Origin of the sequence: Dictyobacter arantiisoli, from assembly GCF_008326305.1 — a bacterium.
Classification (GTDB): domain Bacteria; phylum Chloroflexota; class Ktedonobacteria; order Ktedonobacterales; family Ktedonobacteraceae; genus Dictyobacter; species Dictyobacter arantiisoli.
In genome coordinates this window covers 45,512-64,169 of sequence record NZ_BIXY01000010.1, presented here as the reverse complement: position 1 = coordinate 64,169, position 18,658 = coordinate 45,512, and the positions used below count along the sequence as shown (strand labels likewise).

12 protein-coding genes are annotated in these 18,658 nt (G+C 51.1%); 2 read left to right on the top strand and 10 right to left on the bottom strand.

All coding sequences use genetic code 11. From position 1 onward, the window contains the following. Positions 1 to 417: 417 nt before the first annotated feature. A complete protein-coding gene (locus F1593_RS05140; protein WP_172631872.1) occupies positions 418 to 1,872 on the top strand; it encodes a xylulokinase in 1,455 nt (484 codons plus the stop codon). 99 nt (positions 1,873 to 1,971) lie between these two features. On the opposite strand, the gene F1593_RS05135 is transcribed toward F1593_RS05140, so the two are convergent. The 4 genes from F1593_RS05135 to F1593_RS05120 all read right to left on the bottom strand — a co-directional run bounded on the left by F1593_RS05135 (position 1,972) and on the right by F1593_RS05120 (position 7,018). After that, positions 1,972 to 2,259, bottom strand: a complete 288-nt coding sequence (locus tag F1593_RS05135; RefSeq protein WP_149400474.1) for a hypothetical protein — start codon at positions 2,257 to 2,259, stop codon at positions 1,972 to 1,974. A gap of 137 nt (positions 2,260 to 2,396) precedes the next feature. Next, positions 2,397 to 3,683, bottom strand: a complete 1,287-nt coding sequence (locus tag F1593_RS05130) for a M16 family metallopeptidase (RefSeq protein ID WP_149400473.1) — start codon at positions 3,681 to 3,683, stop codon at positions 2,397 to 2,399. Positions 3,684 to 3,825: 142 nt separating this feature from the next. Then, positions 3,826 to 4,545, bottom strand: coding sequence for a fused MFS/spermidine synthase (locus tag F1593_RS05125; RefSeq protein WP_149400472.1), 720 nt, complete (start codon positions 4,543 to 4,545; stop codon positions 3,826 to 3,828). Positions 4,546 to 4,753: 208 nt separating this feature from the next. Continuing rightward, positions 4,754 to 7,018 (bottom strand): tetratricopeptide repeat protein, encoded by a 2,265-nt coding sequence (locus tag F1593_RS05120; RefSeq protein ID WP_149400471.1) that lies wholly within the window; start codon positions 7,016 to 7,018, stop codon positions 4,754 to 4,756. A gap of 139 nt (positions 7,019 to 7,157) precedes the next feature. On the opposite strand from F1593_RS05120, the gene fmt reads away from it, so the two are divergent. Beyond that, the gene (fmt, locus tag F1593_RS05115; RefSeq protein ID WP_149400470.1) at positions 7,158 to 8,132 is read left to right on the top strand and encodes a methionyl-tRNA formyltransferase; all 975 of its coding nucleotides are present in this window, start codon (positions 7,158 to 7,160) and stop codon (positions 8,130 to 8,132) included. A 125-nt stretch (positions 8,133 to 8,257) separates the two neighbouring features. Here the strand turns inward: fmt and F1593_RS05110 are convergent, their stop codons facing one another. The 6 genes from F1593_RS05110 to alaS form a co-directional block, all read right to left on the bottom strand. Continuing rightward, entirely contained in the window at positions 8,258 to 9,160 is a 903-nt protein-coding gene (locus F1593_RS05110) for an undecaprenyl-diphosphate phosphatase (protein WP_149400469.1), read from the bottom strand. A gap of 36 nt (positions 9,161 to 9,196) precedes the next feature. Next, complete coding sequence (mltG, locus tag F1593_RS05105; RefSeq protein ID WP_149400468.1) at positions 9,197 to 10,297, bottom strand: endolytic transglycosylase MltG; 1,101 nt, start codon at positions 10,295 to 10,297, stop codon at positions 9,197 to 9,199. 20 nt (positions 10,298 to 10,317) lie between these two features. After that, positions 10,318 to 10,788, bottom strand: coding sequence for a Holliday junction resolvase RuvX (ruvX, locus tag F1593_RS05100; protein WP_149400467.1), 471 nt, complete (start codon positions 10,786 to 10,788; stop codon positions 10,318 to 10,320). Between the two features lie 307 nt (positions 10,789 to 11,095). Beyond that, complete coding sequence (locus F1593_RS05095; protein ID WP_149400466.1) at positions 11,096 to 13,792, bottom strand: baseplate J/gp47 family protein; 2,697 nt, start codon at positions 13,790 to 13,792, stop codon at positions 11,096 to 11,098. Positions 13,793 to 14,055: 263 nt separating this feature from the next. Continuing rightward, positions 14,056 to 15,420, bottom strand: a complete 1,365-nt coding sequence (locus F1593_RS05090; RefSeq protein WP_149400465.1) for a cell division FtsA domain-containing protein — start codon at positions 15,418 to 15,420, stop codon at positions 14,056 to 14,058. A gap of 443 nt (positions 15,421 to 15,863) precedes the next feature. Then, positions 15,864 to 18,509, bottom strand: coding sequence for an alanine--tRNA ligase (alaS, locus tag F1593_RS05085; RefSeq protein WP_149400464.1), 2,646 nt, complete (start codon positions 18,507 to 18,509; stop codon positions 15,864 to 15,866). Positions 18,510 to 18,658 lie beyond the last annotated feature (149 nt).

Genomic DNA, 18,658 nt, shown 5'->3' with positions numbered 1-18,658 from the left:
CGGACCATGGTTACAATGATCATCTATCTACTATCTCTTATACGTACGAAAAGTGGTTGAGTACAGTATATTGTTTTGCCATACATTCCCGGTTGCTCTTCGTTGTCAGCGATTGGACGCAGGCCGGTTTCTATGTGTTTTATCTGAACCCTTTTCGGAGGCTGTTCCCGTGCCCACTATGCAATAACTATTGCTTCTATTGTATAGCATCTGCGTTAAATAACGAGGTGATTTCTCTATGAATTTTGCGTCATTTTGATTTTTCATATGGGAGAACTAAGATTAGATGAGCATAATCATAGCCTTTTGTTGTATGGTAGAGTATATCATTACACTCACAAAATGAATATAGTTTATTGTGGGAGTATAGGAATTCTAGACATGGATTCAGGTGGATTCTAGAAAGGCATGGGTAGCATGAAGATACAGGGATCTGGCGGTGCCATGTTGGGCATCGATATAGGGACAAGTTCGGTGAAAGCCTTACTGCTGGACCTGCAAGGACATACGCTGGCTGTGAGTAAAGCTGCGTATCCAGTTGCATCGCCTCGACCAGGCTGGTCTGAAAGCGATCCTGAGGACTGGTGGCGAGGGACGGTGACGGCGGTCCATGCTGTGCAGGCTCAGGTTCCGCAGACGCAGATCGTTGCACTGGGTCTTTCTGGACAAATGCATGGGGTGGTGCTGGTAACGGCGAATGAGCAAGTAGTACGCCCGGCGCTTTTATGGTCCGATACGCGTGCGACAGCGGAACTGGATCTCTATCGACAATTGCCAGCCGCGACCCTGCAACGTCTGGCGAATCCTCTGGTTCCCGGTATGGCCGGTCCCTTGTTGCGCTGGTTAGCATTACATGAGACTGCCTCTTATCAGCAGGCCCGCTGGGCGCTGCAGCCCAAGGATTGGATACGTTTGCGGCTGACTGGCAAGATCATAACTGAAGCCAGCGATGCTTCTGGCACCTTGCTGTATGATCTTCCCGCCGATAATTGGGCGCATGATGTGATTGAGGCGTTAGAACTACGCAGAGAGCTCTTTCCCACTCTGATGGCATCCTCAGCTTCGGCTGGTACATTGACCACCCGGGCCGCGCGTGAATTGGATTTACCCGTTGGCTTGCCCGTTGCCGCCGGTGCGGCTGATACCGCCGCTGCCGCCCTGGGGACAGGACTGTTGACTCCTGGTACGATGCAACTGACCATCGGCACCGGTGCACAGCTTATCAAGATCTGTGAGCAGCCACAGTCTGATCCAAACCTGCTCACCCATCTCTATCGTGCGGCGGATGGCTCTCACTGGTATGCCATGGCGGCAGTACAAAATGCTGGACTGGCACTGGATTGGGTCTGTCGCGTCCTGCATGCGAGCTGGGATGAACTCTATGCCAGTGCCGAGCAGATCGTTCCTGATCTGGAACATGGCTTCTTCCTTCCCTATGTCACACGCGAACGCCCCCATCATGCTAATCCTCACAGTCAGGCAGCGTGGTTGCATCTGCGTATTGATCAGCAGCGGGTGCACCTCTTACACGCGGCTCTCGAAGGCGTCGCTTTTGGGATACGTGAGGCACTAACGGCTCTGCCTGGTTCGGATCAGACAATCCCGCTACGTTTAGCTGGAGGAGGTGGACAGCATCCCGCCTGGCAAAAAATGCTGGCAACCATCCTGCAACGTGAACTCATTCTGCTTGAGGCTCCAGATGCATCCGCGCGAGGCGCGGCGCTACTGGGCGGTCTGGCGAATGGAACCTGGCCCGATATCGCCTCCTTGAATACTCTGGCCCCCAGACCAGTGAGCCGCATCTTGCCTGATACACAATTGAGGGAGCTCTATACCAGGCGTTACGCACGCTTTCTCGCGTCAGGAGACTGAAGTACAGCTATCTCTAGAATGAAGCAAGTTCTCGCTATGTCCACTTGAGGGGGATTAGTAAGTCCACAATTGTAACAAGAGAGTGAGAGGATCGAAGCTCTATATTTTTCGTGCAATGACTTTTACAAATTCAGACTGTTGACTATAGAACTTTGCTGTTCCACTCTGGAGCGTTTCTATTGTGAAGTTATTTCCTAAGCAAGCTTTTGCATAGTCTTCGCTAAAAAAATGCCTGACATGACCGTCTCTAATAAACATGTCCTGTTCAATTTCCTCACCCTGACCATAGAGAGGATCATGGATAGATTTGCACAGAAAGGCCAATATTCCTGAGATGCTTTCCCAATGTGGTTGTTGATCCTTAAAGATATCTTTGCTTGTGCTCATTTGATGCTCTCCTGATTAAATATATTCATTGTACCAATCAATGGATGTGGTAATTATAAATAGGCGAAAAAGAAATGCGGCAGTCCTTTTCATATATGAAAAGGAGCAGCCGCATTTCTTTTTATGCTGAAGATAGGCTAGGAATTGGGAAGCGTAGTGCCTACCAGTTCTTCTTTGGACAGGGGGCCGATGGCGGCGATTGTCATAGGCTGAACGGGTGAGTAACGTTTGAGCACTCTCAATACCTGTTCCTGCGTGACGGCGTCGATACCATCTTTGACATCCTGAATTGTTTTGAGTTGGCGCTCATACCACCAGGAGCGGATAATGGCACTCATACGTGAGGCTGAGCCTTCACCGTGCATCACATGCTCGCTCTTCAACTGAACCTTGGTGCGATCCAGTTCATCGGCAGTGATGCCTTCACGTTCTAATTTGTGCAGCTCATTAATGATCACTTCAAGGCACTCATGGGCCTGCTCAGGAGTGGTACCAGCGTAGATGCGCAGGGCTCCGATGTGTTTGTTTCCGGCCAGACCGGCTGAAACGCTATACACCAGACCGCGCTTCTCACGTACCTCAACAAACAGTCGTGAGGCCATTGAGCCGCCCAGTACCTCCGCGATCACCATCGCGGCATAGTAGTCTGGATCATTATAATTTGGAAATGGCACCATCAGGCCAATATGTTCCTGCTTGCCTTCACGGAACTCCAGCGAGACGCTGGTTTGTGGATTGGGCGTCTGCTCGGCCGATGCTGCGGCCTCCCCCTGCCAATCTCCGAAAAGATGACCTATCTTCTCAACCACTTGATCCCACTCGAATTTGCCAGCGATAGAGAAAAGGATGTTATTGGGATGATAGCGTGCTTGCCAGAAATTACGGAGATCCTGTTGTTTTAACTGACGTACGCTCTCATCGGTGCCCAGTACCAGACGGCTCAGGGCTGTCCCTTTATAGAAATCGGCGCGTACCAGCTCAAAGATCTTACTCATCGGCTCATCGTCACGGCGACGAATCTCCTGGAGGATAAGATTGCGCATCTGATCCAGCTCATCACGTGGGAAGGTCGGTGTGAGCAAGATATCTCGGAAAAGATCGAGCGTAGCATCGAATTTCGTATTGACAATCTGGCCCCAGACCATCGCTGTTTCCAGACTGGTGCTGGCTCCTTTGCGTGCGCCCAGGCTCTCAAACGCCTCGTTCAATGCGCGTGCATCCCTGGTTTTTGTACCCTGGAAGAGCATATATTCAAAGAGATGAGCCAGCCCTTGCTGCTCCTCTGGCTCATGGACAACCGCTGCATCCAATTGGAAACCAAAGCTAATAGAGCTCAGGCTGGGCATACGTTGACCGATAAGCTCAATACCATTCGGCAATTTATGATAGAAATAGTTAGGGGGTAACCCTTGTTGATTACTCATCTATTGAAAAATTCCTTTCTTCGACAGGAGCGAAGGCCGCAGATGGAAACAAAGGTAGTATATCACAACGCGAAGACCATATGCTTTAAATGTCCTGCTGCCTGTGTCGAATATTCTACCGTTTAATCTGGCCGCTAGCCATTCAGACGGGAAGCTCGCTGGAATCTTGCATTATTACCAATTGTGTATTTATCCGGCCTCCAAAGAGCAGGCCAGCAATCGCAATCAGTAGCAGGGCAAGTGCCGTCACCAGATAGGTCTGTCGGGTACCCAGATCGGGCAGAAGCACTAGTGTGGGCAGAAAGGTACCAATAATACTGCCGGCAGTTGAAATGGCGTAGAGCATCCCGGAGACGCGTCCCGCGCTACCGACCTGTTGCATACGTATCCGAATCGAGAATGGCGACACACAACCCAGGAGGATCGTGGGAAGCGCAAAGAGGAGAATGACGGTCAACAAGGAACCATAAAATACTCCATTGTCGTAACCAGCAAAGGCAAGTTGGGCCCAGCTCAATAGCGGGCCAGCGATGACGGGAACCAGTGCGATCAGAAGTGCGGCAGCGGCGGTAATCCAATAGAGTAGAGCTGGTCTGGGATAGCGATCAGAGAGCAATCCACCCACATAATAGCCGACCGTGAGATACAGTAAGATCAAGCCAATGATACTGGCCCAGACAAACAAAGAATCGCCGAAGTATGGCGCGAGCAGGCGTGAGGCTGCCATCTCAATCGAGAGCGAAGCAGCGCCAGCGATAAAAACCAGGAGCATCAACAACCAGCCCTGTAATCCCGTACGGCTGATCGTCGCCCCCGACTCCACAGTGGCCTGTGTCTCCCGAGAACCTGTAGTGGTGGACATACAGTGAAACTCTCTTTCATTGTAAATAAAACATTACTCATAAGTGTACCATGTTTGTCCTCCTACCAAAAATGCCGAAAACGTCGGGGCCGCACAACATTATTCGGCATTCATCAAAATGAGAAAAATACCAGGGTGATATAAATGTTGGAAGATGTAGGAACGGCATGAAGCGTAGCACAGGTCGATGCCTACATAATCGATTGTTTTATGGGTTGGTAAAGCGTGCCAGGACCTGGGGTTGGATCTCCAGGGCTTCGACGCATAATTTTGTGTATTGTTCTGTGCCCATTTTTTGTTCGATGGCGACGAGGAAGCGTTCAAGCAGCGAGGTCGTGGGATCTTGCGCCGTCTGCCGGATTTGCAGAGCTGAAAACAGGACGGCCAGGGCTTCTTGATGATGACGCTGTTCGTAGAGGAGCATGCCCAGATTAGTTAAGATCATACCTGTATTTTGCGCTTGCTGTAGCTGCATGGCGAGCTTGAGCGCATCCACATAATAGGTATAGGCTTGCGTATAGTCGTGTTCCTGCTGCGATAGTAATCCAAGATTGTGGTAAATGACGCTTTTCGTCTGATTGTCCGGTAATGACGTGATCAAGGATAAGGCATGTTCAAAATTCTGGCGTGCTTGCTTATAATCCCGATGCAGACGGAGGAGTTCGCCCTGGTTCGTAAGCGTAATCGCCTCGCCATGTTGATCGCCAATACTGCGTTGGAGTGCCACAGCCTGATCAAAGTAGACCTTACTTTGTTGCTGTTCGCCGATACGCCCATAGAGCATACCGACATGGCTAGCGACCAGCCCTTCATCCTGGGGACGTAAGACGCCAAAGGGAGGAAGCATGGCGGTATAGAGTCCAATCAACGTACTCCAGGCCCCCCATTGCACCATATATTCATGCAGCCCCTCATTGAATAAGAGATTGCAGGCGCGTTGCCAGCGCTGGCCGAGGCAGAGATGACGTAAAGTCGTAATGATAGGCGCGATGTCCTGGAGTCCCTGCCGTTGCTCACGCGGCGGGCAAACCTCCTGAATGACATGTTCATAGTAGGTGGCGACCTGTACATGACCAGCCACCAGTGCATTTTTTAGCTGCTTGTCATCATCAGACGTTGATTTGTTCCCGTTTTTGCCCGGCCAGGGAGGAACGTGACCTGTTTGACCACGTTGACTCATATCTTCCATAAAATGCTCAAGGGTATACTGGCGTAAAATCGGATGCAGAGTATAGCAAGGATGGTTAGAAGCATTCATGACTGCCTGTATTAATCCATATTGAGTCAGCAGCTGCATCTCCTGTTCAAAAGCCGCAACCACTTCAGCATGCCCACTTTTCCTTTGATTTTGTAGCTCCTCGCCTGTGATAGTCATAAATATGCCTTCTTTGGGCACTGGCTCATAGAAGAGGCTCAGGGCATGCACGATGGCATTCTGGGTAGGATTCAGAAAGTAGTGAATGGCGATAATCAGGTTAGCTGTGACATCTCCTGACCAGAGTGGACGGTAATCGGGTGAGTTGAGGAGATGGTCGAGTGAAAATTTGCTGAGATGGATCAAGGCGCTACACAGTACCAGTGCATAGGCATGTCCAGCGCAGCGTTGCCAGATATAGGTGATTTCTTCGGGCCGCCCCTGGATACCTCGCTGTTGCAGCAAGGCGGTTCCTTCTGGCACACTGATACGTGTTACCAGATAAGAACGGACATGGGGATCGGTGATTTTCTCCTCATTATAAGGAGAATTATAGCTGGTGAGCAATATACGGCTGGTTCCCAGATCGGTCTGTAGCATTTCCAGGAACAAAGGGAGCACGCCACGGCCAGCTACACCCTGGTTGGTTTCAGGATGGAGTAACAATTCAAACTGATCCAATACGATCAATGCATTATCGGCTGGTCGGCGCAATGCACGTAGTAGCGCGGATATCTGTTGTTCAGGTCGCAAAAGGAAGAGTCCATTATCTGGTACGCCCAGCCCTTCGAGAATGGCCGCGATAATATCTGGTAGGGTTGTATAGGTTCCGATGGTCAGCCAGACCATATACTTTGGCGCGGACATACCGGTACGTTTTGCTAGCTGTAAACGTTGATAGAGTAACGCGGCGAGCGTTGACTTGCCGGTGCCCGGCGTGCCAATCAAGAAGACCGCGCTCGTATGGACATCTCCAAACATCCTTTGAATTGTATTAATCTCATCAGCACGCTGCATTGTCGTCTGGGGGTTCGCCAGCGGTGGCGTTGTCGCGTTAATACCAAAAGCAACCCGAGCTGATTGATCCCGCGCTGGCTCAACTGCTATGGGCGTTGGCGAAAGAACCGTGTTGTATGTATTATAAGCACTATGGGTATTGTAATTATTGTTGTAGTTGTTGACGCCACTTGTATTGCCCTGTGCCAAGGGTAATGGTGTTGCTTGTGAGCTCGCGATTGGCTCGGCAGAGTGATTGCCTGGTTGATCCCCCCGCTGCATAAGAAACTCCTTCTGATAAACAGATAAATGCAACTATAGCATAACCGAATTATGGCTTGAGGTGATAAAATAGCCAGAAAGTGCTAGTGTAAGTTGAGCCTTTTTGTAGAGATGTCTATTGAAGTTGAGGGGATAGCGTATGTTACGGATTATTTATATGGGAACGCCGCAGTTTGCGGTGCCGGCTTTAAAGGCCTTAATTGATGGGGCTGCACCAGGGGCTATCGTGCCTGCGGGATATGAAATTGTAACTGTGATTACGCGCCCGGATAAGCCCTCTGGCCGTGGCCGCGGTGTGGCCTTTGCGCCTGTAAAGCAAGTAGCACTTGAGCATGGTATACCAGTCTGGCAGCCGGGCTCACTCAAGAAGGCTGAGAATAGCGATGCCCTGGCCGCCTATCAAGCCGATCTGTATATTGTGGCCGCCTTTGGACAAATCTTGCCACAAAAAGTCCTGGATCAGCCGCGCTATGGTACCTTGAATATTCATGCTTCACTGCTACCCAAATATCGTGGGCCAGATCCTATCACCGAGTCCATTGTGCAGGGGAACCGCGAGACGGGCGTCTCGATTATGCTACTGGATGCAGGGATTGATACTGGCCCTGTGCTGGCGCGCAAGAGCATTCCCATCACTCCTGATGACACGACTGGTACCCTGACCGTCAAACTGGCTGAGCTAGGCGCGCAGGCCCTGGTCGAAACCATACCACAGTGGATTGCCGGCAAGATTACCCCGGAGCCTCAGGAAGATGGCAGCGCTACTCACACTCATATGCTCCATAAAGAGGATGGCATCATTGATTGGTCGCGCCCGGCGGCGGTGCTGGCCCGTAAAGTGCGTGCCTACCAGCCCTGGCCTGGAACCTATACCCACTGGCGCGGCAAATTGCTCAAGATCATCGCGGCGCGTCCCCTGAGCGTCGAGTTGGATGCCTCGATTCGACCCGGCTCAACCGGGGCACGTGAAGATGGTGGGCATCGCTATCTATCCGTCGCCACCGGCTCAGGGGTTTTGCTCATCAAGCAGCTCCAACTCGAAGGCAAAAAGGCGCTCAATGCCGAAGAGTTTCTGCGCGGGCACGGCCAGATTGTCGGCGATGTTCTGGAATAGGGTTTCAACCCTAGCAGAAATTTTCATAGCTAGAGTATTCAAATAGGTGAAAAGACCAGGAAGGCCATCAATGTGATCATGCATTGATGGCCTTCCTGGTCTTTTGGAGGATCGGAAGCTAGTAATTAAGCACGTACTGTCAGGAAGAGAACGATGGAAATAATACCGGCGATCCAGCAGTAGTATGCGAATGGATCGAGGCGTCCCTTCTCAAAATATTTGGTCAGGAAAGCGGTACTCACATAGGCTGCAATGCCCGAAACGACCATACCCAGGATGATCAGCCAGAATGGAAATGCGGTCTGATGAAAGAGAGCGGGCACTTCGAGTACGGCGGCAGCCAAAATGATCGGTGTGCCTAACAAGAATGAGTAGCGAGCAGCATCCTCATGTGTCAGACGGACAGCCAGGCCAGCCACAATCGTTGAGCCGGAGCGTGAGAAGCCAGGAATCAAGGCTACTGATTGGGCCAGACCGATCAGTAAAGCCTCTTTAATTGAGAGTGAGGAGAGTGAACGGAATTTTGATTCGCGCTCTTTGGCTGAAAACGTAAGCAAGTTGGCTTCAGCACGCCGGCGCAGGGCCTCGCCAATGAAGAGAAGCGAGCCATTCATGATCAGGAAGGCAGAAACAAGCAGGGGTGAGGAAAATAACGCCTCAAGCTTGCTTTTGAGCAGTACTCCCAAGATGCCAGCGGGCAGGGTACCGATAATGATCATCCAACTGACCCACTCATTGGTCCCTTTGCTAACCTTGCGTGTGCGTGCAGTCGTGAGTAAAGTCCTGATGACCTGAAGCCAGTCGCGCCAGAAATAGATGATCAGCGCGATGCTGGTGCCCAGATGCAGGGCCACGACCACCGGCAAGAAACAACTTTTTCCGCCGCAGGCCGTACCCCCCGTCAAATCACCCCAACCGATTAAGTCAGGTAGAATCACCGTGTGACCCAGACTACTAATGGGAAAGAGCTCGGTCACCCCTTGCAGGAGTGCCAGCACCAGCGTCTGGATGATTTTCATTAAGTCCATTCTATGTTTCTCTCTTTAATATTTGATCGAGTGCTCTTAGTTGTTGCCATGTTGATGCAAAGCTGCGTTGAAAGCATTCAGGTCCGAGAAGTAATAGGTTTTCCCATCATCATTGGCGGCAAAGAAATAGAGATCATGAGTTGGCGCAGGATCTGCGGCACCCATTAAGCTCTTAAGGCCAGGGCTACAGATGGGGGTCGGGGGCAGTCCTGTTGCAACATAGGTATTCCAGGGACTATCCTTTGCAATATTGCCACCGGAATTCGCTAACGGTTGCCAGTATGCGCCAGTGGGAGGACTTTCTGTGTCACGGGCATATTGCACAGTTGGATCAGCCTGAAGAAGATTTCTGGTTGCTGCTTGTCCTACATCAGTATAGAGTCGATTCCAATAGACACTGGCAATTTTTGTTTTATCGTCGTGCTTGCCTGCTTCACGCTCCACGATTGAGGCCAGCGTCAAGAAACTATACAGATCCATATTGTGCTGTTTAGCTTGCTGGGCAAGATGATTGGTAGTAATACTGGTTGTCATCTCTGTCAGCATGACGTTGATGAGGCCGCGTGCAGTCGTTGTGGGTAACAATTCATAGGTATCGGGGAAGAGCAGTCCTTCCATGCTTTTGCCAGCGGGCACGCTGCTGAGAAGCAAAGGATACTTACTGGCATCGGGAAAGTTTTTGATATTGCGGGTATAGTTCAAAAAGTCTGCCTTTTTGAAATTTGGCAGATTTGAAGCAGCCGCAATCCTGGCAATTTCTTCCAGCCGCTTACCTTCGGGTATCGTTACCAATAGCTCATCAGGCTGTCCATTTTGCAGGGTATCGATAATATTGCTGATGGTCATGCTGGCATTGATCTTTTTATAGACGCCCGCTTCCAGGTTAGTGCCCTTAATGCGTGTCCAGATTGTAAAGGCGAGAGCGTTGCGAATGATCCCTTTTTGTTGCAGATCATTGGCGATTTCGGTCGTGGTCTCTCCAGGCCGGATATTGATAGAGACATTTTTGGCGTTCGAACTGGCGGGTTGAAAAATATCCGAAGCAATATTCCAGACCTGAATGACTCCAATAAAAACAATCAATCCTACAACCAGGACTGAGAGAATAGCTGCTCGTGAATTAGGTCGTCGTCTCATGCGTCATTATCCCTTATGTGTTAATTTCCCAGATGATCCAGGTAGTCTTGCAGAATCACTGCTGCGGCCAGCGCATCAATTTCCTGACTACTGCGACGTTTTTTCCCCTGGGCGCGTTGCCGACCACCGCGTTGGGCATGTTTCTCCCCTTTACCCTGGGTGCGTTGTGAAAGAAGGCGTTGGGCTTCAACTGTTGAGAGGCGCTCATCCCAGAAGGTGACGGGAATAGAGATATGGGCTTTTAAGCGTTCCACAAAGGCTTGAACCTTTTGCCCTTGCCCATGAATCTGCCCATCCAGACTGATTGGCAACCCCACGATCATCCCTTCAGCCTCAATGTCTTCGATGACGGCTTGGATCGACTCCCAGGTTTGTTGTTCGTTGCGTGTGACGTGGATGGTGCTATGCGGTGAGGCCAAAAAACCTGTTGAATCGCAGGATGCTACTCCAATGCGTGCATCCCCTACATCCAATGCTATCAAGCGAGCCATATAAATTCCTATTTCCTGACCTGTAGTGTTTTATCTTTGATGGGCAACAGAGAGGCCTTCTCTTTTGTCGCCTTTGGCAGGAAAGAGAAGAGAAAAAGTATGGGATGGCCCCACACCCCGCAGAGGGATTGCGGCCCTCCACATTCCCTATTCCCTGTTATAGGCCTCTCATCGATAGATACTATTTCTTTCTAATGATATTGTGCATGCTTTTTGCATACACTCTGTTGGTATATATATTGCACCAACATAGTGCATTGTAGCGAAGCACTGTTTATTCTGTCCAGTTAGTACTGCTAAGGTAGCATTATCTGGTTGCTATGGCTGTATCTGAAACCACAGTGATTGTAATGTTATCCTTGTTCCAGCTTACCCAGGGAAAGAAATCAGGATGAATGTTGACCTGTTTGAGGCCGACGATCTGTGTTTCCAGGATATGCTGGGCGTCCGCAGGCGAGTGACCGATAATCTCACTTTTGATTTTATCAGGATCAAAGGTGCCAGCCGTGTGAGCGGTGGCTGTGAAATCCAGTTTGAGTATGTTGGCTACGGTATTCGTTTGTTTGAGCTTTGTGATGGTAATCGGCTGCGGTGTATCATTCAAGATCACATCATTGGCGAAGGCTTTATCCAGCTTGAGGGCCGTATTTAACTGTGTTTTGGCTGCCTGTTGGATGGTACTGTTTTTGACATAGATAAGGGTCGCCTTGACCTGTAACTCGGCCGGGAATGTCTGGCCGGTTGTGATAGTGGAGTTTACCGCAGGTGTATTAATCAGTGTATCAGTCGTGTTCAAATTTCCGTAAACGCCGTCCTGGGGCAGACTTTTGGTCCAGGCTGTGATGGCGTTTTTTAGCTGGCCTTGCAGCGCCGTTTTCACATTTGTCAGATCGTTTGCTGTGATTGCGGGTACAGGCTGCATGCCGCCCCCACTCATCGGAGCATTATTCCTGACTGTCAGTTTGAGTTGGGCTGCGGTTGTGTTATTGTATTTGGCAATAGTATCCAGCGTGCTGGGCGGAACGACGGTAACGCTCTGGGCGAGCAGGTTGCCGCTCTCGCCGGGATTGACGGCCTGAACCGGAACTGGCGGATTATTGGCGCAGGATGACTGTTTATCCAGCGAGACTTCCGCTGTGGTGATAAATTGGGTCCCATTCCCACCTGCGGCAGTGACAATGCTGCCTGTGGGCACGGTGACGACTATATTGCTGGCATTGCTAAAGCAGACCTCTCCCAGGGCTTTCGCGGTCCCGACTTCGCGGCTACCAGTTGCTTTCCCATTGCCAGTTTGTGAAAAAGTATGCTCCACCAGTTGCGCTGGAACCGTTCCTGCCTGTGCGTTCGGGCTGGCGGTCAGGCTGACGGGATGCGTATAGTTGCGTGTGGAAAAGGTCAGTTTGACTGTTGTCTGCGGAATGGCATAGATACCAAAGACCAGTCCAATCAGCAAACACACAATTATTACTAACGCGATCCACATACCACGCCGACTGCGCTTCTGGCCTGCATTGCGTTTAACTGGCAATGGCGTAGGTTTGCGTTGGCGCAAGTCCTGGGATGCTCGCTCTCCCCGTAGCGTTGCAGTTGATGGTCGTAACGAGCCTGTGCCACGGCTTCCTGCACCTGTCTGAACCTGCGCTGTTGGGCGCTGGGTGGGACTATGGCGCGGATTTGGTCTATTTTGTCCGCTCCATGCCAGCGGTACTGCCTCTGGGTCCCGGCGATTGGAGCGTGAGGGCTGCTCTTCAATAATTTCGTTGTGCTGCTGCACACGGGTCGGGCGGTCTTCTACCGGCAACAGATCCGCATCATCGAGATCCTCTTGACGTAGGCGCGAGATGGGCGAAATGGTCGATGCGGATCGGGGACCGATCTGTCCTGAACGCCGTGACGCTGGACGCTGGCTTTTTGTTTGTGTGTTCTCACGTTTGCGTGCTCTGGCTGTATCAGGATCAGGATAGGAAGCGTTTTTGTTGTTGCCACGTCCTGTTCGGGGTGCTGGTGCTGGCGAGTTCAGTTCGTCCTGATCATCCCCATAGATAGTGTGCTGACCAATAATGCTGGTTGGTGCATCTGCGACATCCTGGATTACATGCTCATAGTGATCATCCTCATCTAATAGCGCATTGCCGTGTTGCTCGATTGATGCAGAAAATTGCTTATCTTCCATATAGGTGAATGGATCTTCTTCATCCACATCGAGTGGTTCGTATGGGGCATGTGATCTGGGTGTGCGGGATTTCTTTTCGGACGTGATACGTGGCGTGGCAGGTGGCGCTGGCTGTTGTTTGGATGGCTCTGGTTTTTCTTCAGCGGCCTGCCGGATAACGCGAGCCTGATTATAATCCTCAAATAAAAGATCTGGATCTTCAATTTGATCGGATGAAAGAGGACGAATCGGTGGCGTCGCGTTAATCTGGTAATCGTAGGATCGTGTCGAGTAATCCTGTTCCGGTAATTGAAAGGTTGATGCTAATCGATTATCGGGCACTTCGTCAATGTGAGCGTCAGCATCTTGATAACCATGCTGTTCGCGTTGGTCTGCCTCTTTGTTGGCCTCGGCGGATGATCCCTGCCAGGAGCGTATCTCCTGCGGGCGTGGACGCAGGTTGTTTGTGCTACGGGTCGTGTTTGTGCGTGTCGATGTGCTGCGTTGACTGAGATTGGTGGAGCGAGGCCGGTTTGTGGGTACACTACGCGCAGGACGTGCTGGCGCGGTTGGTCGTGAGCGTCCCTGTTGTGAAGACTCAAGTGAATGGGCCACATTAAATTTTACGGCATGGGCCACAGAACGTACCTGGGGGTCCGAGCTCACAATCAGGACGTCCTTCCCTAATTCGCGCGCACGAGCATAGAGTAATTTCCAGGCTACATGACTGCGCAGCTGTGTATGGGCTGGTATTACCAGAGTCACTTTACGTGTTTGAAGCTGCTCCAAACGCTCACGCACGGTCGTCAGATCATCTTCCGGGCTAATATAAATTGTTTGTTCATCACTCATAAGCCCTGTTTCCCCCTCATGGCATCATGCTTTTGCACGTTAGACGCTTGACAGGCCAGTTTGTGCGCGTTAATTCTGATCAACAATCAGTCGCCGCGTGTTTGCGCGGCGTTACTGATTGTGTACCATTTACTTGCCTGTTGTATTGGTCAACGTATATTTTTTTCAGGTGTGGTGTTATCCTGGTTCTATTTTTCGTGCTTGCTGGAGATAATCAACAAAGCACTGCAAATTTTGTCTCCGCTATGAAACGGAGAGGATTTTTAAATATGCATAGCATTAATAACGCGATCAAGAGCTCTTTCCAAAACATTATTATCATTATTTAACTCTACCGCCTGATAAGCGAGAGCCATAGGAGTAATGTCTTGCCCACTCACCAGTTGTCCTTCAGTATCCAGGATACTGCCAACCATTTCTGGTTGGACGGCGCGAATGATCGGTTGGCGTGAGAATGGCAGGCGCTCAGTCCAGGGAAAAGCCTCCAGACGTTGATGGAGATCAATCAGGGCCGATCCGCCACCGACGATATAGATGGCCGGTGGCAACAACTCACCCTTAGAGAGCTCTTCGATGAGCAATTCAACGCTATCCATCCAGGTCTGGCACTCGGGAGCCAGAATACTCTGTATCTCATCCTGCGCGCTACCAGATAGCTCCCCGGTACTATAATTGATTTTGAGCCGTTCTGCCTCTTTAATCGGGATACCCTTACTGGTGGCAATGCGGCGTGTAAAAGCACGGCCGCCCAGGGCGAAAACGCGTGTCTCCTCAATGCCGCCCTGACGAACCAGAGCAATATCGGTGGTACCACCGCCTACATCGATAAAGATTGCTCCACTATCGGCGCTGGCATTACTACTCAGACAGCGGGCCAGCGCATAAGGCTCTGCCACAATCGTCACCAGGGTCAGATCGAGCCCCTGGGCAACTGTCTCAATCGCTCCTAGTTGTGTCAGGGGCGCGAACGCACTAAAGAGTGTCAGGGCAAAATGGCGGCCTCGAAATCCAATCGGATTCGTCACCAGTTGTCCATCAATACGCACGGAGATCACGGCGGCGTTGGTTAAACGAACATCGATATTGCCATAACCCGTCTCTGCCGCGATGCGCTCTTTCGCCATTTTCAGCAGACGTTCTTGAGCGGCAGTAATCAAGGACTCTAATTCTTCTGCCGTAATCTGTTTGGTTGGTTGTGCGCGTTGTTTACTGACCGTGGTTGAGCTCCCTTTAACCAGTTCGCCCGCGATACCAATCACGGCTGAAGGCGCAATCACGCCGCCTGCCGCCTGTTCAGCTTTAAGCAGGGCCTCATTGCAATTGGCGATGACGCCAGGGATATCCGTAACAATGCCATCCGACATATGCGCATAACTCTGCGGATGACGCCCCACGCCCAAAACTTCGGCATGATCGCCGCGCACTTCAACAATCATTGCTTTGGCAAAGGCAGTACCAATATCGAGTGCGGTGAAGAGCTGACGCTGGCTGTCTATGTCCTCTGGATTCTCATTCTCATTTTCGTATTCATCATCTTCATAGTCATAGCCATGATCCAGGTCAGGATAGTATCCATCTGCATTTGACCCTCTTAAACGATCAAACAGACGTTGCAAGAGATTTTTCATGTATCCATCCCAAAATTATTGCTCCACTCTCTGCCAGCTCTACTTGAGCAGCTTCCTCGTGTATTGGGCCATCAACTGCATCTGTTATTTTATAGCACAAAAATTGCATTATTGGCAAAAATGGTTTCTTTCAAAATAGACTGATGCGACTTTTGTAGAGAAACCCGTGGAAATGATTGTCGGCTTGCCCATCAAGCTGTCATATCAGGAAACAGCAGCGTGCCCGTACTCATTCCGCGTCACCTGAAGGAAATCAAAGTACCGCTCAATCGTCAATAATGAACGCTCCGATGAACTGCGTACAATTCGTCCTTATTTTTTATGTAAGTGATAAGACAGATTAAGAATAAAGAAATGTCTTTTAACTTTGCAGTGAAAAGCCTGTCGCGCTCAGAGCGAGAGGGGAGGCGATGACACCCATCGCCTCCGCTGCGGCAGCAAGCCTACTTGAGATTATCACGAACGAAGGCTTTTGCAAGTTCCAGAGCCGGTTGTATAGCCGTTTTGTCCTTGCCTCCACCCTGCGCGGCGTCAGGGCGACCACCACCTTTGCCCCCCAAACGCTCTCCGACCGCGCCAGCAAGTTTGCCAGCATGCAGCCCACGTTTGGTTAATGCCGGGTCAATATTGACCTGGAGGGCGATGCGTTCGCCCAGATCACTGGCCAGAACCACGACACCTTGCTTTAAATGGGTACGAATATTCTCGCCCATATCGCGTAAGAGTTTGGCATCAGGGGCCTGGACGCTGGCCGCTACAACTGGCACGCCAGCAATCTCTTCCGCGGCCAGGACAAGTTGTTGCACCTGTGCTTGAGCCTCATTGCGCTGATATTGGACAATTTGGCGCCGAGCAGCCGCGAGTTCCTGAACCAGTTGTTCAATGCGGGACTCGACCTGGTCTGTCTGAACTTGCAGCGTCGAGGCAATACGATCAACCACCTCACGACGCTGGCGCAAATATGCTTCAGCGGCGCGTCCGGTCAGGGCTTCGATACGGCGAATACCGGCGGCGACACTGGTCTCCTGAATCGTAATATAGCTACCAATTTGACCGGTGGTCGCGCAGTGCGTACCACCACAAAGTTCAACACTCTGTCCCATGGAAACTACCCGTACCGTGTCATCATATTTCTCGCCGAACAGAGCCATGGCTCCTGTTTGCAGCGCCTCCTGAATCGGCATGAGAGTTGTCTTGACGGGATAATCCGCACGAATCCAACGGTTAATCTGGGCATCAATCTGTGCCAGATCCGCGCTGGTGAGTGGCCGAGGACTGGCGAAGTCGAAACGCAAGCGTTCTGGCTCGACTAATGAGCCACGCTGTTGAACCTGTGGGCCAAGCAGATCGCGCAAAGCTTTATGCAGCAGATGGGTGGCGCTATGGTTACGCATGGTATCGGCACGGCGATTCTCAATTACAGTCGCCTGAATTGCATCACCGACACGCAGATGTCCCTCGGTCAGATGACCATAGTGGACATACTGTCCCTTGATGGGTTTGCGGGTATCCTGTACCTGGAAAATTCCCATGGGACCGATGATATCGCCATGATCGCCGATCTGACCGCCACTCTCGGCATAGAATGGTGTCTGATCAAGGATAACCAGGGCCTGTTGTGGAGCACTGATGCTCTCCACTTCATTACCATCTACCACCAGCGCGACCACCTTACCAGATCCTGTCAGGCCGCTATAGCCCAGGAACATGGTAGTGCCCTCGCGCTTCAGAATCTCCGTCAGGGCAACATCATCTGCCGCCTGCGCAAACGTGTTACTGGCCCCGGCGCGGCTGCGCTCCTGCTGGCGTTGCATCGCTTCCTCAAACCCGGCGTCATCAATCTTAAAGCCTTGCTCGCTGGCAATCTCTTGCGTCAACTCAACAGGAAAGCCATGGGTATCATAGAGGCGGAACACCTCAGCGCCAGGAATGGTAGTCTGTTGTTTTTGTTTTAAATCCAGCAGTAACTCATTCAGCAGGCTCAAACCAGTATCGAGCGTCTGACTGAACTTCTTCTCTTCCAGGCTCAACACTTCAATAATGCGCTCACGCTGCGTTTCCAGTTCGCTATAGTAGCCGCCCATCAGATCAATAACTGTATTGGCAGCCTCAGCCAGGAATGGTTTGTCCAGACCAAGCAGCTTGCCATGGCGAACTGCCCGACGCAGGATACGGCGGAAGATATAGCCACGACCTTCATTGCTGGGCAGCACGCCATCCGCCGCCAGGAAGACCAGGGCGCGACCATGATCAGCGATCACGCGCAATGACGTATCGCTTTTGTTATTCTGACCATAGGGCGTATTGGTAATCAGGGCGAAGCGATCAATGATGGTACGTAGCAGATCGGTCTCAAAGACAGACTCTTTGCCCTGCAACACCATCGTCAGGCGCTCCAGGCCCATGCCGGTATCGATATTGCGGCGTGGGAGCGGGGTACGTACTCCCTGGAGATCCTGGAAGAACTGCATAAAGACCAGATTCCAGATCTCTAAGAAGCGCTCGCATTCGCAGCCAGGCTTGCAATCAGCCTCACCGCAGCCATATTCAACGCCACGATCATAGTAGATCTCAGAGTCAGGACCGCAAGGGCCAGAGGCTCCCGGAGGTCCCCACCAGTTCTCATCCAGACGTACAATAGCCTCATCGGCATAACCAGCAATCTCTTGCCAGTAGCGGGGAGCCTCATCATCCTCAGGATGAACAGTCGGATGCAGGCGCTCTGGCGGAAGATTCACAACCTTGGTCAGGAACTCCCAGGCGAAGGTAATCGCCTCGCGTTTAAAGTAATCGCCAACCGAAAAATTGCCTAACATCTCAAAGAATGTCAGGGTGCGCTGATTGCCAACTTTATCGATATCCGTCGTGCGGAAACATTTTTGTGAAGAGGTCATGCGTGCCGCAGGTGCTGTCTCACGACCCAGGAAGTACGGGATCATCTGCTGCATACCAGCGGTGGTCAACAATACAGTCGGGTCATTATGCGGCACGAGCGATGAACTTGGTACCTTCACATGGCCTTTACTGGCGTAAAAGTCCAGGAAACGCGCTCGTATTTCGGTTCCTGTCAGGGTCGTATCAACAGACACAGCATCCTCCTCGGTAATGGGTATATGATGAATGGAATGTGTTTAAGGATAGCATTCCATAGGTTATGTATACTTTTATGCGCTCTATGAGCATTGTATCCGTGATGGCTGAACGGGTTCATAGATGGATCTTTACTGAAAAAAGGGGA